This window comes from Lysobacter terrestris (genome assembly GCF_014489475.1).
Lineage (GTDB): Bacteria > Pseudomonadota > Gammaproteobacteria > Xanthomonadales > Xanthomonadaceae > Agrilutibacter > Agrilutibacter terrestris.
Genome location: NZ_CP060820.1, coordinates 2,856,942 through 2,872,250 on the forward strand (window position 1 = coordinate 2,856,942; position 15,309 = coordinate 2,872,250).

Consider the following 15,309-nt stretch of genomic DNA (forward strand, 5'->3'; position numbering starts at 1 on the left):
TTCGACGGCTCAGAGCGGCCGCTTGCCGGGATCCCCGGCCACTTCCCGCACGAGGCGCGGCACCAGATAGCCTGACAGGCGCGCCGCGAGTGCGGCGTGGAGGCTGCGGGCCGTGTCGTCGCCGACTTCGAAATGCGCCGAGCCCTGCACGCGGTCGAGCTGGTGCAGATAGTAGGGCAGCACGCCCGCCTCGAAGCTGCGTTCGCTCAGCGCCTGGAGGGTGTCGACGTCATCGTTCACGCCACGCAGCAGCACGGCCTGATTGAGCAAGGTCGCGCCGGCCTCGCGCAGGGCCTTGCAGGCCTGGGCGACATCGGCACCGATTTCATTGGCGTGGTTGGCGTGCAGCACCACCGTGACCGGCCAGGGCAGGCCACGCAGCCAGGCAAGCAGGGGTGCGTCCACGCGCTCGGGCAGCACCACCGGCAGGCGCGTATGGATGCGCAGGCGCTTCAGGTGGGGGATGCCGGCGAGCTGGTCGGTCAGTTCGGCGAGCTTGGGCGTGGACAGCGACCAGGGGTCGCCGCCGGACAGGATCACCTCGTCGATGCGCGCATCGTCGCGGACCAGCGCGACCGCGTCGCGCCAGTGGCCGGCCGCCGCCATCTCGCTGGCGTAGTCGAAGTGCCGGCGGAAGCAGTAGCGGCAATGGACCGCGCAGCTGCCGGTGGTGACCAGCAGGGCGCGCCCCTGGTACTTGCGGATCACCCCATCGGCGGCCTTGGCGGCGGCGTCGCCCACCGCGTCCAGGCTGAAGCCGGGCATGGGCCGCATCTCGTCGTCGAGGGGCAGCACCTGGCGCAGCAGGGGGTCGTTGGGGTCACCGTGGCGCATCTTCGCCACGAACCCGCGCGGCACCCGCAGCGGAAACTGGGCGGCCGCCGCATCCGACACCGGCAGCGCGGCCGCGTCCAGCCCCAGCAGCGCCAGCAGTTCGCCCGGATCGCGGACGGCGTCGCGCCACAGCTGTTGCCAGCGGGGCGGGGCCGTGACGGGTTCCGGGGCGGGGGCGTGGTGCCTGAGGGTGGGGGCAGCGGGTATCATGTCGGATCGCGATTTTCCGGCGCAGCCGACAATTCGCGCCGCGCAGCCCGACATTTTAGCCGCCTGCCGCCCCGCGGCGGGACGGCGGCGGGTCCGGTCCGGACCCGTCCACCCCTTCAGATCACTTTTTCAGGAGTTCCATCCATGGCCAGCCTGGGCATGAACGACGTCAAGACCGGACAGAAGATCCTGGTCAACAACGACCCGTGCATCATCACCGAGACCGAGTACGTCAAGCCGGGCAAGGGCCAGGCCTTCACCCGCATCAAGTACCGCAGCATCAAGTCGGGCCGCGTAGTGGAAATGACCATGAAGGCGACCGACAACGTCGAGCAGGCGGACGTGGTCGACACCGACATGCAGTACCTGTACGCCGACGGCGAGTACTGGCACTTCATGAACCAGGAGTCCTTCGAGCAGGTCCAGGCCGACAAGGCCGGCATGGGCGGCGCCGAGAAGTGGCTCAAGGGCGAGGAAGAGTGCGTGGTGACGCTGTGGAACGGCACCCCGATCGCCGTGCAGCCGCCGAATTTCGTCGAGTTGAAGATCGTCGAGACCGATCCGGGCGTCCGTGGCGACACCTCGGGCGGCGGCGGCAAGCCGGCGACGCTGGAAACCGGCGCGGTGGTCCGCGTGCCGCTGTTCGTCGGCAACGAGGAAACCATCAAGGTCGACACCCGCTCGGGCGAATACGTCTCGCGCGTGAAGTGACGCAATGACGCGTTCGCGCTTGGCGCGAACGCCTTTGTCATTGCGTCATCCCCGCGAAGGCGGGGATCCATGGACGTTTGCTGTTGCCCGACAAAGAGCTGAAGGTCCATGGATTCCCGCCTACGCGGGAATGACGGATCAACAAGGAAAGACCGGATGACGACCCAACCCGAAGCCTGCGACCTCCTCATCGAAGCCGGCTTCGTGGTTCCGGTCGAACCGCACGGCGTGGTCCTCGAGAACCACGCCGTCGCCGTCCGCGACGGCGTGATCGTCGACCTGCTGCCGATCCACGAGGCGCGGCAGCGCTACCAGCCGCGGGAAACCGTCGCGCGCCCCGATGGCGCGCTGATCCCCGGCCTGGTCAACGCGCACACGCACAACCCGATGACCCTGCTGCGCGGGGTCGCCGACGACCTGCCGCTGATGGAATGGCTGCAGGGCCACATCTGGCCGATCGAAGGCGCGGTGATCGGCCCTGAGTTCGTCGCCGACGGCATTGCCCTGGCCATCGCCGAGATGCTGCGCGGCGGCACCACCTGCGCCAACGAGAACTACTTCTTCCCCGACGTGCAGGCCGCGGTCTACAAGCAGCATGGTTTCCGCGCGCGCGTCGGCCTGCCGGTCATCGATTTTCCGACCGCGTGGGCGAAATCCTCGGACGAGTATTTCGACCGCGCCACCGAAGTGCACGACCAATGGCGCCACGACCCGCTGGTGGCCACCGCGTTCGCGCCGCACGCGCCGTACACGGTGAGCGACGAGAACTTCGAGCGCATCCGCATGCTTGCCGACCAGCTCGACGTGCCGGTGCACCTGCACACGCATGAAACCGCGCACGAAGTCACCGAGTCGCGCGAGAAGCACGGCCAGCGCCCGCTCGCGCGCCTGGACCGGCTGGGCCTGGTCAACGACCGCCTCATCGCCGTGCACATGACCCAGCTCACCGACGCCGAGATCGCGCTGTGCGCGCAGCGTGGCGTGAGCGTGGTGCATTGCCCCGAATCCAACCTCAAGCTCGCCTCCGGTTTCTGCCCGATCGGCAAGCTGCAGCAGGCCGGCGTGAACATCGCCATCGGCACCGACGGCTGCGCCAGCAACAACGACCTCGACATGTTCGGCGAGACCCGCACCGCCGCACTGCTGGCGAAGGCGGTGGCCGAGGACGCTTCGGCCTTCGACGCGGCGAGCGCGCTGCAGGCCGCGACGCTGGGCGGCGCGAAGGCGCTCGGCTTCGATGCGCAGGTCGGCTCGATAGTGACTGGCAAGCAGGCCGACCTGGTCTGCGTCGACCTCGGCCAGCTCGAAACCCAGCCGCTGCACCACGTGATCTCGCAGCTGGTCTACGCCGTGGGCCGCCACCAGGTCAGCGACGTCTGGATCGCCGGCAAGTCGAAACTGCGCGAACGCCTGCTGGTCGACATCGATGCCGATGCGCTGGTCGCCAACGCGCGCCAGTGGCGCGACCGCATCGCGACGATCCGGATCTCCTGAACGCTTTGACGATCCGGATTTCCAGAATGCTTTTCTGCAATGCTTTTGCTCGTCATCCCGGCGCAGGCCGGGATCCAGCTTGCCTTTGTTCGTCATCCCGGCGAACGCCGGGATGACGATCTGAGAGGGTTACCCCAATGAATGCCGTGCCCAACGAAAACTTCAGCCAGGCCGAACTCGACAAGTTCGGCGCCCTGGCCCAGCGCTGGTGGGACCCGGAAGGCCCGCAGAAGGCGCTGCACGCCCTCAACCCCGCGCGCCTGGGCTACGTGGCCGAGCGGGTGAAGCTGCAGGGCGCGAGCGTGCTCGACGTCGGCTGCGGCGCGGGCCTGTTGAGCGAGGCGCTCGCACGCAACGGCGCACAGGTCACGGCGCTGGACCTCGCCCCCGAGCTGATCAAGGTCGCCAAGCTGCACCGCCTGGAAAGCGGCATCAGCGTCGATTACCGCCTGCAGTCGGCCGAAGCGCTGGCGCAGGAGATGCCGGGCCAGTTCGATGCCATCACCTGCATGGAGATGCTCGAGCACGTGCCCGATCCCGCCGCGATCGTGCAGGCGTGCGCGACCATGCTCAAGCCGGGCGGGCGCCTGTTCCTGTCGACGCTCAACCGCACGCCGGCGGCCTTCGCGCTGGCGATCGTCGGTGCCGAATACATCGCACGCGTCCTGCCCAAGGGCACGCACCAGTACCGCGACTTCATCAAGCCCTCCGAACTGGCCGCGTGGCTGCGTGCCGCGGGCTTGCAGCTCGAAGACGTCAGCGGGCTGATGTACGAGCCCTGGCGCAATGCGGCGCGCGTTATCGGTCGCACCGACGTCAACTACCTTGCCTGCGCGGTGAAATCCGCGTAATTCCACAGCTGTCAGCCCGAGCCTAAGCGAGGGAACTGGCAATTTACTTTTATCGGCCGCGGGCGCGGCGCGAACATGTCGGCCGCTTCACTCTTGTCGCGGGCCGGTCCCTCGCTACGCTCGGGACGACCATTGCCACCACCATGACGCACACCCGTTTCCCCAAGGCCGTCCTGTTCGACCTCGACGGCACCCTGGTCGACAGCGCCCCCGATTTCATCGCGGTGATCAACCGCATGCGCGCCGAGCGCGGCCGCGACGCGCTGCCGCTGGCGGAGCTACGGCCCGTGGTGTCCAAGGGCGCGCGCGCGATGCTGGGCGCCGGCTTCCCCGATGTCGCTGCAAGCGAACGCGAGGCGTGGGTGCAGGAATTCCTCGATCTCTACGAAGCCGAACTGGGCCTGCACGGCACGCCCTTCGACGGCGTCGAAGCCATGCTCGCCGCGCTGGAGGCGAACGGCACCACCTGGGGCATCGTCACCAACAAGCCCGAATACCTGGCGCGCAAGCTGCTGCCGCTGCTGGGCTGGGAGACGCGCTGCGCGATCCTGGTTGGCGGCGACACGCTGCCGGTGCGCAAGCCGGACCCGCTGCCGCTGCTGCATGCCGCGCAGGCGATCGGCGTCGTCGCGGACGACTGCATCTACGTCGGCGACGACGAGCGCGACATCATCGCCGCGCGCGCCGCGGGCATGCCGTCGGTGGTCGCGTTGTGGGGCTACCGGCTGCACGAAGACGACCCGTTCGCGTGGCAGGGCGACGTGCTGATCCACGCGCCGGCCGAACTGTGCGAAACCCGCGCCTGGCCCGGAACGGGTACCCAGGCATGAGCGAGCGGGAAGCCATCGACAGCTTCATCGACAAGTGGCGCGCGCGCTGGCCGGAATGGTCGGTGGCCGAAGTCTTCGTGCCGCACGCGCAGCGCGAAACGGCCGCGGCGTGGATGGCGCTGGTGCAGGAGCTCACCGACGCGGCCTGGGGCGGCAGCGATCCGCGCCCGGGCGAAGCCAAGCTGGGCTGGTGGGCCGAGGAACTGCAGGGTTGGACGCGCGGCATCCGCCGCCACCCGCTGGGCATCGTGCTGCAGAAATTCCCCGTGGACTGGCTGCTGCTGGCGCGCGCGCTGCCGGCGCTGCGCGACAGCCGCGAACGGCCCGTCGACAGCGACGAGGCCCACACGCAGCTGCGCCCCTTCGCCGAAGCCGCCGCCTCCATTGAAGCGGGCCTGTTCGGTGGCGCCGCCGACGCGCAGGCCCTCGTTGCCGCCAACCTCCTGCAGCTGCGGCTCGCCCACCACCCGGGCGAGGCGGTGCCGTTGCAGGTGCTGGCGCAGGTCGGGGAGGGCGCCGCGCTGGCGGCGTGGTCGCAGCAGCTTGCGGGCCGGATCTCCGTCCGCGGCGGGACGGCGCCGCGCCGGGTGCTCGCCGGGATCGCCAAATCGCGCCTGCGCCGCGGCGACGCCGTGCAGCCCGTCGGCGCGATGCGCGCCCTGTGGGCCGCCTGGGGCGCGGCGCGCGGTTGATCGAGCCCGGCTTGATCCAGGCATGCCCGCTTCAATGGCGGGGCCCCGCATCGGTCCGTTCCGCCCGCGGCAAGGGCCGCATCACGCGGGCCCGGTAGAATGCGCGGCATTGTCGTCCCCCAAGGCCTGACTCCCGTGTCCGTGAACGTGCGCCCCGATCCGTCCCGCCAGCTGCCCGACGTCGCCTTCGATGCGGCGGCTCAGGCGCGTCCGCTGGATTGGGTGGGCATGTCGAACATCGCGCTGCCGCTGCGCGTGGCGTCCGGCAACGACACGATCACGGTGCCGGCCTCGGTCGATGTCTCCGTCGACCTGCGCGACGCCAACGCCCGCGGCATCCACATGTCGCGGCTGTACCTGGAGCTGCAGCAGGCCTTCGCCAGCGAGACCGTCACCCCGGCCGGCCTGCGCCGCGTGCTGCAGACGCTGGTCGACACCCAGGGCGGCCTGTCGAGCCGCGCCCGCCTGGTGCTGCGTTACGAACACCTGATGCTGCGCCCGGCGCTCGCCAGCGCGAATGCGGGCTGGAAGCGCTATCCCGTCGAGATCGACGCCGCGCTGGTCGACGGCCACCTGCGCCTGGGCCTGCGCTTCGCGGTCGAGTACTCCAGCACCTGTCCAGCCTCCGCGGCGCTGTCGCGCCAGCTCAATGCCGATCGCTTCGCCCAGGACTTCGCCGACGCGCGCCCGCTGTCGTCCGCCGTGCACGAATGGCTGGCCTCCGAACGCGGCCTCGCCGCCACCCCGCACGCGCAACGCAGCCGTGCCGACATCCGCGTCGAACTGCGCCACGCCTTCGAGGAACTGCCGCTGGCCGCGCTGGTCGATGCGGTGGAAGCCGCGCTGGGCACGCCAGTGCAGACCGCGGTCAAGCGCGAGGACGAACAGGCTTTCGCCCGCCTCAACGCCGAGAACCTGATGTTCTGCGAAGACGCCGCCCGCCGCGTCGCCGCGGCCCTGTCCACCGATCCGCGCGTGGAGCGCTTCGATGCGCAGGTGTCGCACTTCGAAAGCCTGCACGCGCACGATGCGGTGGCGCGGGTGAGCGGCGAAGGTCGCGCCTAGAGCGGGTTCCGCGCCGCGTCGTTACGAAGCGGTTTCGGCTTGAATGAATTGCCGGTGCCCGATGGGCGCTCGGTGGCCTATATGGGCCATTTGCGGAGTACGTCCTGCGTTATCGGTTCTTCCGCACGCAGCTGCTCCAGGTAGTTCTTCAGGTGCGCCACGACTTCCCGGTCTGCTTTTATTCCGCGGATTTTTTCCCGCAGCTCTCCGACCGTAATTGTTCGAGGCAGGGTTGCCCGGTACTCGCTGAGGGTGAATCGCCATAGGAACCTCAGTGGGCGCGCCCAGCTGCGCCGCTTCCCCGTGGGCGAGAACTCCCTGAAACATCCATCCAGGTCCACGATCCAGCCCGGGATTTCAGAGCGGAAGTACTCCTTGCAAACCATGACTTCCGCGGAGAGGAAGTTGATTCCGGCTGCCCTGAGTCCGATTTCCTCATCGGCGCTGAGGTATCCGTTGATGTACACGAGCGCAGGCAGAGAGAGACGGACTTTCCCGAACCAGATTGCCGCCATGGCTGTCCTCGGTTACGTCATTGGGGCCTGACGTCTGGATCAAGCCGAGCCGCGAAGCGGCTGATTGTCAGGCATCACTTGGCAGCCCGCTTTTCGAGAAGCTCTACGTACTTGACGCAAGTCTCGAGCTGATCGATCGCCGGCATGCTGGTGAGCTTGGCCTCATAGTCCTTGACCATGGACTCGTTATAAGCGTCCAAGGACGACCAGCCTTTAGGTGGCTGGGCTGAAGCGACGGCGTGACCCCGGTCGACTGACGCCTGGTTTGCAACCGACCACGCATCTGCAGCGGTTTTGAATCGAACCTCGTCGTCAAGAGCTTTTCCGCAGATCCTGACAGTAGACGGTATGCCGACGCTCCGCAGATAGTTCACCCAGTCGTTGAGCTGCTCGTCGGTTGGCTCAGTGGCGTTCGCCAGGGCGCAGCCGGCGGAAAGAACCGAAAACAGAAGCGCTGTTGTAGCTTTCATTGGATCTCCAAGTGATGCCTAACGCCTTGATCAAGCCGCGAGGCGGCTTCGGCTTGAATGTGCGACGCCCCGGTACGACACCAAGAATAGCCGAGCCCCAAGAACGGCGAGCCTTGCAAGGTGCAACCGTGGACCCCAAGGGGTCCGACCCTAGGGCTGCAGGGCTGGAACCGTGGACCTCAAAGGGTCGGAGCTTGGACCTGCAGGGCTGGAACCGTGGACCTCAAGGGGTCGAAGCTTGGACCTGCAGGGGTGGAACCGTGGACCTCAAAGGGTCGGAGCCTGGAGCTGCAGGGGTGGAACCGTGGAGCTCAAAGGGTCGGAGCTTGGACCTACAGGGGTGCAACCGTGGACCTCAAAGGGTCGAAGCTTGGAGCTGCAGGGGTGGAGCCGTGGACCTGAAAGGTCCGAGTCTGGACTTGCATGGGTGCAACCCTGCACTTGGAGAGGTCGACCTTGGTCGCGGTGGAGTGCCCTGACGTCTATTTTGCCGGAAGGACCTCGTACCTGAAGGCTACGCCGTCATCATATTCAGGGTAAGCGTGATGCTCTCTTGGGCTGCGGAGGAAGATCTGCATGTCCAGTTTCTTGCGGATCTCTGCCTCGCTCATGGTGAAGGAAAAGACATGATTTTTCTGCCATGAAATCTCATCAGTGCGACCGCCCAATGGCCGAATACCAAACTCGAGTTCTTCGCCCATAGGGTCGGTGGCGGTGACAACGAATTCAATTTGGTCGCCAGGGCGAAGGCGCATGCCTGTTTCCAGCATGCGATTTTCCCCGCTTGGAATGAAGATATTTCCAAGTGAGTCCCTGACGCTCTCTAATCGCGGGTAGTAGTCCTCACTCATTTCCTTCTTGCTCCTATACCTAACTATCCTGTTTCGGATGTCGCCGGAAATGCCGAGTGCAAGATGCTTCTGGTGCGGGAGAAGCTCACGTCTATGGGCGTCTGCATCCCTGAGTTTCTCAAGCTCGCTGAGGAAAACCTCAATGGTCTTCCAGTCGCCTAGTGCGACGGACAGCTCTCCAGGCCAGCACTTCTTGAGGATTGCCTTAAGGTCATAAAAGTCGGCGTAATAGATCAGTCTTTCCTCTGTTACAGCGAAACGCTGACGCTTCTCCTCAGTCGCCTTTCTGTTTCGCCACTGTTCAATGCGCTCAGGTGTCACGCCGCATCGATCAATCCAATTTGTACCTAGTTCTTTCTCAAGAACAGCCGAAATGAAATCGCGGAGAGAGTTCTCCGCGTCTTTCAGTGCTTGCGTAATGTCCATGACGTGTTTGTTGGGTAACAACCTTTAGCGTCCGCGTTCGAGCACCAGCAACGGATCAATCCGCACCTCGAACCAGTTCATCCCCCAATGCAGATGCGGCCCGGTTGCCCGGCCCGTCGCGCCGACCGCACCGATCACCTGGCCCTGCGCGACGCGGTCGCCGACTTTCACGTCGATGCGGGAGAGGTGCAGGAAGTTGGAGCTCACGCCGTGGCCGTGGTCGAGCAGCACGGTGCCGCCGGTGAGGTAGAGGTCGGCGTTGGCGAAGGTCACCACGCCAGCGGCGGGGGCCTGTATCGGCGTGCCGGCGGCGGCGGCGATGTCCATGCCCGAGTGCGGCGACTTAGGCGTGCCGTTGTAGACGCGCTGGTTGCCGAAGCGGCCGCTGACGCGGCCCTGCACCGGCCAGAGGAAGGGCTGGACGAAATCGGCGCGGTCGTCGTCCTGCAGGCGCGCCGCGGAGACCTGGGCCTGTTCGCGTTCGATCCGCGCGGCGATCTCCGGCGGCGGATTTACGGTGTCGGGCGGCACGCCGTCGATGCGCTCGATCGGCCAGTCGCGCGGCGTCACCGCAATGCTCGTGGTTTCGTGGCTGCCGTCCGTACGCTGCACGTCGACCTGCAGCGGGCCGGTTTCGTCACGGCCGATGCCGAACACCACCGTCCCGTACGGCGTGGGCCGCAGCACGCGCTCGCGATAGCGGACCGTGCTGCCTGCGGGCACTTTGCCGAACACCAGCGCGCCCTGCGAGGCGCTGGCCGGGAACACGATGCGTTGATCCGCGGTTGTTGCCGCAGGCGCGGTGGCCGGCGGGTCCGCGGCGGCCACCGCGTTCGGGTTGCTGGCGCACGCACCCAGCGCGGCCGCCACGGCGAACGCGGCGAGGCGCCTCAACGATCGAACTCCAGGCGCTGGCCCATCGCGTCGCCGACCAGCTGGCGACCGTCCCAGGCGAGCACGCCGTTGACCCAGGTGGAGGCCACGCGGGAATGGAACGTGGTGCCTTCGAACGGCGACCAGCCGCACTTGGACAGCACGTCGTCGGCGTGCACGGTCAGCGGGGCGTCGTCGATCAGCACCAGGTCGGCGGCGTAGCCTTCGCGCAGGAAGCCGCGGTTGCGCACGTCGAACAGCCTGGCCGGTGCGTGCGCGAACTTCTGCACGACCTGCGCGGTGGTGAGCTTGCCTTCGTGCACCAGTTCCAGCGCCGCCAGCAGCGCGTACTGCACCAGCGGCAGGCCGGAGGGCGCGGAGAGGTAGGGCTTGGCCTTTTCCTCGATGGTGTGCGGGGCGTGGTCGGTGGCGAGCACGTCGATCACGTCGTTGGCCAGGGCGGCGATCAGCGCCTCGCGGTCGGCGGCGTCCTTGATCGCCGGGTTGCATTTGATCCTGTTGCCCAGGCGCTCGTAGTCGGCGCGGTCGAAGCGCAGGAAGTGCACGCAGGTTTCCGCGGTGATGCGCTTGCCTTCGATCGGGCCGGGCTGGAACAGCGCCAGCTCGTCGGCGGTGCTGATGTGCAGCACGTGCAGGCGGGTGTCGTGCCGGCGCGCCAGCGAGATCGCCAGTTCGGTGGACTTCTTGCACGCCTCGCGCGAACGGATGTCCGGGTGGCACGACACCGGGATGTCGTCGCCGTACTTCGCCTTGTAGCGGGCGAGTTCGGCGTCGATCATCGGGGTGTCTTCGCAGTGCGTGATGATCGGCGTCGGCGCGTCGCGGAAGATCGCGTCGAGGGTCTCCGGGTTGTCGACCAGCATGTTGCCGGTGGAGGCGCCCATGAACACCTTGATCCCCGGCGCGCTGCGCGGGTTGAGGCGCTGGATCGCCTCGAGGTTGTCGTTGCTGGCGCCCATGTAGAAGCCGTAGTTGCCCCAGGCGCGGCCGTGGGCGCGGCGGTACTTGTCCTCCAGCGCCTCCGCGTTGAGCGTCGGCGGCGAGGTGTTGGGCATGTCCATGAAGGTGGTCAGGCCGCCCGCGACCGCGGCCGCGGACTCGGTGGCGATGTCCGCCTTGTATTCCATGCCCGGCTCGCGGAAGTGCACCTGGTCGTCGATCATGCCCGGCAGCAACCGGCGGCCGTTGGCGTCGACCACGGTTTCATGGGTGTGCGCCTGCAGGCCGGTGCCGATCCTGGCGATCCGGCCGTGCTCGATGCGCAGGTCGCCCTCGAACTCGCGTCCTTCGTTGACCAGGCGGGCGTTGACGATCAGTGTCGATGACATGGGGGCTTTCCATTGAGCGGCGGTACCGGATCGAAACCGCCCGGGTGCAGGGGATGGCAGCGCAGCAGCCGACGTGCGGCCAGCCAGCTGCCCTTGAGTGCGCCGAATCGCGCGATCGCCTCCATCGCGTAGACCGAACACGTGGGATGGAAGCGGCACGCGGGTCCGATCAGCGGACTGAGCCAGCGCTTGTAGCCACGCAGCATCAGGATGAGCAGGCGATCTATCACGATTCCTTCATGCCAACAGGCGGTTACTGGCGACAACGCGTCCGGGGCCATGGATAGCGCCCGTTCGCCGCTTTTCAACAGCGGAAAACCGCAGGCGGAGCGCCACCAGAAGCGCGGTTGCCGCGGTAGCCGGGGCAGGGTATAACAGCGCGCTTTCCAGATATAGGGTCGTGCGATAGCTGACGAAAGGCGCATTGCTTTTTTCAGCCCGACCCCCAACTCTGGCCGACACGAACCCGCGCAAGGCTGTTTCGGCAACCTTTGCAGGATCTGAGCAGTTCATTCGAAGGAACAGAGGAAACGCCGCTCGTGGCAGCAAAGAAACCCGCGAAGAAGGCCGCCAAGGCCACCAAGAAGCCGGCTGGTCAGGCCGCTGCAAAGAAGGCCGCCCCGAAGTCCGCGGCCAAGAAGCCCGCAGCGAAGAAGGCGGCGCCTGCCAAGAAACCCGTCGCGAAGAAGCCTGCTGCCAAGAAGGCCGCTCCGGCCAAGAAGCCGGTGGCGAAGAAGGCTGCCCCGGCCAAGGCTGCGCCGAAGAAGGCGGCCCCGGTCGCGAAGAAGGCGGCTCCGGTGAAGGCTGCCAAGGCCGCGCCGAAGAAGGCTGCTCCGATCAAGGCTGCGCCGGTCAAGGCAGCTCCGGTCAAGGCCGCTCCTGCCAAGGCCGCGCCCGTAAAGACCACTGCCCCCGTCAAGGCCGCGCCGGCTCCGGCCGCCAAGACGGTGGTGAAGAAGCCGGCACCGCGTCCGGCCACCAAGTCGGCCCCGGTTCCCCCGGCGGCTGCTCCGGCCAAGCCCACCGCTCCGGCGAAGGCTGCCGTGGGCAAGTCGGAAACCAAGACCGCCTCCACCGGCACGGCGGGCAGCAGCCCGGCGCGCCCCGCACCGCCGCAGCGGCCGACCGGCAAGGTCGCCGTCGCCGTCACCGCCAGCAAGGAAAAGGCCCCGGCGCCGCGCGGCAAGGTCAAGGTCGTGGAATACAAGACTGATGAGGCCACTGGCCGCCCGATCGTCCCGAAGGGTTACCTGCCTTCGTCGGACGAGGAATACATGAGCCCGCTGCAACTCGAGTACTTCCGCCAGCGCCTGCTGAAGTGGCGCGCGGACCTGGTCGAGGAATCCAAGCAGACCATCGAGAACCTCAAGGACGAAGTGCGTGACGTCGGCGACGAAGCCGAACGCGCCACCCGCGAAACCGAGAACTCGCTGGAGCTGCGCACGCGCGACCGCTACCGCAAGCTGATCAGCAAGATCGACAGCACGCTCAAGCGCGTGGATTCGGGCGACTACGGTTTCTGCGTCGATACCGGCGAGGAAATCGGCCTGGAACGCCTGGAAGCCCGCCTCACCGCCGAGCGCACGATCGATGCGCAGGAGCGCTGGGAGCACATGCAGAAGCAGATGGGCGACTGACGCCTGCTGCCCCGCACGGCAAGAAAAAGCCCCGCGCGAGCGGGGCTTTTTTGTTTCGGGGCCGTTCCGGCGGGACGGGGTCAGGCGCCGTCCGCCTCGAAACCGACCTTGCGGTGCGAGCCGTCGCAATAGGGCTTGTTCTGCGAATGCCCGCAGCGGCACAGCCAGGTCTCGCTGACCCGGTCGATGGTATGGCCGGTGCCGGTGACGATTTCCAGGTTGCCGATGACCTTGAGCGGGCCGTTCTTCTGCGGTTCCACCTGCAGCGGGCCGTCGCGCGAGGCCAGCGGCTGGGATTCCTTCGGCGCGCGCTCGCCGCTGGCGATGAAGCCGCCTTCGGCATGGCTGCCGTCGCAGAACGGCTTGCGCTTGGACAGGCCGCAGCGGCACAGCGTGGCGCGGAAACCTTCGTCCTGCCCGGCGACCTGCAGCGGCGCGAGGAAGGCGAGCGGGCCGTTCTCGCGCAGGTTCACCAGGTTCACCACCGGGGCCGGTTCCGGCGCGCCGCCATCGAGCGGTTCGTACTGGATCGCGCCCGACGGGCACAGCCGCGCGAGCAGCGCGATTTCCTCCGGCGACACGGCGTCGGGATGGATCCATTCGCCTTCGACGTTGGGGACGAACACGTCCGGATGGTGCAACACGCAGTTGCGCGAGTGGATGCAGCGCGCGCCATCGAAATGGATCACGACCTTCCGGCCCCGCACGGTCTCAGTGCCCATGGCTGCCTCGGCTGCTGGCGATGCTGCGGCCAGTCTACGCCGGCCGTCGCGGGCCGGCGTGCCTGCGCTCAGTGCAGCTCGCGCAGGTCCAGGCGTCGCAAGCGCGGGGCGAGCCTGGCCGTGGCCGCCACCACCGCCAGCGTCATGCAGCCGCCGAACACCACCGACGGCACCAGCCCGAGCAGGCGCGCGGCGACGCCGGATTCGAACGCGCCCAGCTCGTTCGAGGAACCGATGAAGATGCCGTTGATCGAGGAGACGCGGCCGCGCATGTGGTCCGGCGTCGCCAGCTGCAGGATCGTCGAGCGCAGCACCACCGAAACGCCGTCGCACATGCCGGACATCAGCAGCATCAGCGCCGAGATCCAGAACGACTTGGACAAGGCGAAACCGATGATGCACAGGCCGAAGCCCGCCACGGCCCACAGCAGCAGGCGCCCGGCGTGGCGCTGCGGCGGATTCCGGGCGAGCCACAGGCCCACCAGCACGGCGCCCGCAGCGGGCGCGGCGCGCAGGATGCCCAGCGCCGACGGACCGGCGTGCAGGACGTCGCTGATGAAGGCGGGGAGCAGGGCGACCGCACCGCCGAACAGCACCGAGAACATGTCGAGCGCCTGCGCGCCGAGCACGACCTGCTGGTTGAAGACGAAGCGCAGGCCCTCGCCGATGCTCTTGAACACCGGTGCGCGTTCGCCGGGCGCGGGCGGTTCGGTGACGCGGATCGTGATCACCGCGACGGCGGCCAGCAGCGCCAGTGCCGCGGCGACGAAATACGCGGTGCTCTTGCCCGCCGTGGCGACCAGGATGCCGCCCAGGGCCGGGCCGATCACCAGCGCCGCCTGCATGTTGACGCTGCTCACGCCCGCGGCGCGGGCGAAGTGCTCGCGGCGCAGCACGCGCGCCATCAGCGACATGTTCACCGGGGCGAAGAACGCACGCACGACGCCGCCCAGGGCGATGGCGCCGTAGATGGGCAGCGTTCCCGCCGCGGGCAGCAATCCCGCGGCGACGCCGCCGAGCAGCAGCGCGGTCGCGCTCAGGCCGATGCACGCCGCCATGCCCAGCTTGCGGCGGGGCAGGTGGTCGACGGCGTAGCCGGCAAACAGCGCGAAGCAGAAGTAGGGGATGACTTCGGCCAGGCCGATCAGGCCCAGCGCCAGCGGGTCGCGGGTGATTTCGTAGACGTGCCAGCCGACGGTCACGCCGATGATCTGGTACGCCAGCATGGCGAGCTGGCGGTAGGCCAGCAGGCCGACGAAGCCGCGATTGAACAGGCGATCCGGTGTGCCGGCGTCCGCGGCGTCGGCGGGGCCCGGGTTCACAGGGCTTTCTGGGCGCGGTCGCGGATGAAGCCGAGCAGGGCCGCCAGGCCGTTGCTGCGCGTGGGGGAGAGGTGCTTGGCCAGGCCGATGTCGGCGATGTAGTCCGGCTCGGTCGCGAGGATCTCCGTCGCGCTGCGCCCCGAATACACGCGCAAGGCCAGGTAGATCAGGCCCGAGACGATCGCCGAATCGCTGATCGCCTGGAAGTCGAGGCGCTCGGCGTCACCGGAGGCGACGATCCACACCATCGACTGGCAGCCGTGCAGGCGGTGTTCCTCGCTCTTCCAGTCGTCCGGGAACGCCGGCAGCTTGCGCCCCAGGTCGATCAGGTACTGGTAGCGCTCGGCCCAGTCGCCGAAGAAGGCGAACTCGTCGCGGATGGCGCCCTGGGCTTCGCCGGGGCTGGCTTCGAGCGGGAAGGTGGATGCGTCCATGGGGCAATTTTACCGCGCCGCGG

At 67.7% G+C, this 15,309-nt stretch carries 17 protein-coding genes; 7 read left to right on the forward strand and 10 right to left on the reverse strand.

Features of this window, described 5'->3' with window-relative positions; all coding sequences use genetic code 11:
* Window positions 1-9: 9 nt before the first annotated feature.
* On the reverse strand, window positions 10-1,044 hold the full coding sequence (epmB, locus tag H8B22_RS13350) for an EF-P beta-lysylation protein EpmB (protein ID WP_187711883.1): 1,035 nt from the start codon (window positions 1,042-1,044) through the stop codon (window positions 10-12).
* 144 nt (window positions 1,045-1,188) lie between these two features.
* Between epmB and efp the strand changes: the two genes are divergently transcribed.
* The 6 genes from efp to folE2 all read left to right on the forward strand — a co-directional run bounded on the left by efp (window position 1,189) and on the right by folE2 (window position 6,687).
* Window positions 1,189-1,755, forward strand: coding sequence for an elongation factor P (gene efp, locus H8B22_RS13355; protein ID WP_187711884.1), 567 nt, complete (start codon window positions 1,189-1,191; stop codon window positions 1,753-1,755).
* A gap of 156 nt (window positions 1,756-1,911) precedes the next feature.
* Window positions 1,912-3,249 (forward strand): TRZ/ATZ family hydrolase, encoded by a 1,338-nt coding sequence (locus H8B22_RS13360; RefSeq protein WP_187711885.1) that lies wholly within the window; start codon window positions 1,912-1,914, stop codon window positions 3,247-3,249.
* A 146-nt stretch (window positions 3,250-3,395) separates the two neighbouring features.
* Entirely contained in the window at window positions 3,396-4,100 is a 705-nt protein-coding gene (gene ubiG, locus H8B22_RS13365; RefSeq protein WP_407060813.1) for a bifunctional 2-polyprenyl-6-hydroxyphenol methylase/3-demethylubiquinol 3-O-methyltransferase UbiG, read from the forward strand.
* A gap of 143 nt (window positions 4,101-4,243) precedes the next feature.
* Window positions 4,244-4,930 carry a phosphoglycolate phosphatase gene (locus H8B22_RS13370; RefSeq protein ID WP_187711887.1) on the forward strand — a complete coding sequence of 229 codons (687 nt, stop codon included), beginning with the start codon at window positions 4,244-4,246 and terminating at the stop codon, window positions 4,928-4,930.
* Window positions 4,927-5,622: a phytoene/squalene synthase family protein gene (locus tag H8B22_RS13375; protein WP_187711888.1), complete on the forward strand. Its 696-nt coding sequence runs from the start codon at window positions 4,927-4,929 to the stop codon at window positions 5,620-5,622. Before H8B22_RS13370 ends, H8B22_RS13375 begins: the two co-directional genes overlap by 4 nt.
* 141 nt (window positions 5,623-5,763) lie before the next feature.
* Entirely contained in the window at window positions 5,764-6,687 is a 924-nt protein-coding gene (gene folE2 / locus H8B22_RS13380) for a GTP cyclohydrolase FolE2 (protein WP_225876212.1), read from the forward strand.
* Between the two features lie 77 nt (window positions 6,688-6,764).
* Here folE2 and H8B22_RS13385 read toward each other — a convergent pair whose 3' ends face one another.
* The 6 genes from H8B22_RS13385 to yidD all read right to left on the reverse strand — a co-directional run bounded on the left by H8B22_RS13385 (window position 6,765) and on the right by yidD (window position 11,452).
* Window positions 6,765-7,202 (reverse strand): hypothetical protein, encoded by a 438-nt coding sequence (locus H8B22_RS13385; RefSeq protein ID WP_187711890.1) that lies wholly within the window; start codon window positions 7,200-7,202, stop codon window positions 6,765-6,767.
* A gap of 74 nt (window positions 7,203-7,276) precedes the next feature.
* On the reverse strand, window positions 7,277-7,672 hold the full coding sequence (locus H8B22_RS13390) for a hypothetical protein (RefSeq protein ID WP_187711891.1): 396 nt from the start codon (window positions 7,670-7,672) through the stop codon (window positions 7,277-7,279).
* Window positions 7,673-8,154: 482 nt separating this feature from the next.
* Window positions 8,155-8,949 carry a Swt1 family HEPN domain-containing protein gene (locus H8B22_RS13395; protein WP_187711892.1) on the reverse strand — a complete coding sequence of 265 codons (795 nt, stop codon included), beginning with the start codon at window positions 8,947-8,949 and terminating at the stop codon, window positions 8,155-8,157.
* Between the two features lie 24 nt (window positions 8,950-8,973).
* Window positions 8,974-9,819: a M23 family metallopeptidase gene (locus H8B22_RS13400; protein ID WP_407060856.1), complete on the reverse strand. Its 846-nt coding sequence runs from the start codon at window positions 9,817-9,819 to the stop codon at window positions 8,974-8,976.
* Window positions 9,820-9,839: 20 nt separating this feature from the next.
* Window positions 9,840-11,171, reverse strand: a complete 1,332-nt coding sequence (locus H8B22_RS13405) for a dihydroorotase (protein ID WP_187711893.1) — start codon at window positions 11,169-11,171, stop codon at window positions 9,840-9,842.
* On the reverse strand, window positions 11,156-11,452 hold the full coding sequence (gene yidD, locus H8B22_RS13410) for a membrane protein insertion efficiency factor YidD (protein WP_187711894.1): 297 nt from the start codon (window positions 11,450-11,452) through the stop codon (window positions 11,156-11,158). Before yidD ends, H8B22_RS13405 begins: the two co-directional genes overlap by 16 nt.
* Before the next feature lie 258 nt (window positions 11,453-11,710).
* Here yidD and dksA point away from each other — a divergent pair, with 258 nt between their 5' ends.
* A complete protein-coding gene (gene dksA / locus H8B22_RS13415; RefSeq protein WP_187711895.1) occupies window positions 11,711-12,808 on the forward strand; it encodes an RNA polymerase-binding protein DksA in 1,098 nt (365 codons plus the stop codon).
* Window positions 12,809-12,888: 80 nt separating this feature from the next.
* Here the strand turns inward: dksA and H8B22_RS13420 are convergent, their stop codons facing one another.
* The 3 genes from H8B22_RS13420 to H8B22_RS13430 all read right to left on the reverse strand — a co-directional run bounded on the left by H8B22_RS13420 (window position 12,889) and on the right by H8B22_RS13430 (window position 15,286).
* The gene (locus H8B22_RS13420; protein ID WP_187711896.1) at window positions 12,889-13,530 is read right to left on the reverse strand and encodes a CDGSH iron-sulfur domain-containing protein; all 642 of its coding nucleotides are present in this window, start codon (window positions 13,528-13,530) and stop codon (window positions 12,889-12,891) included.
* A 68-nt stretch (window positions 13,531-13,598) separates the two neighbouring features.
* A complete protein-coding gene (locus H8B22_RS13425) occupies window positions 13,599-14,852 on the reverse strand; it encodes an MFS transporter (protein ID WP_225876213.1) in 1,254 nt (417 codons plus the stop codon).
* Window positions 14,849-15,286, reverse strand: a complete 438-nt coding sequence (locus tag H8B22_RS13430; protein ID WP_187711897.1) for a SufE family protein — start codon at window positions 15,284-15,286, stop codon at window positions 14,849-14,851. Before H8B22_RS13430 ends, H8B22_RS13425 begins: the two co-directional genes overlap by 4 nt.
* Window positions 15,287-15,309 lie beyond the last annotated feature (23 nt).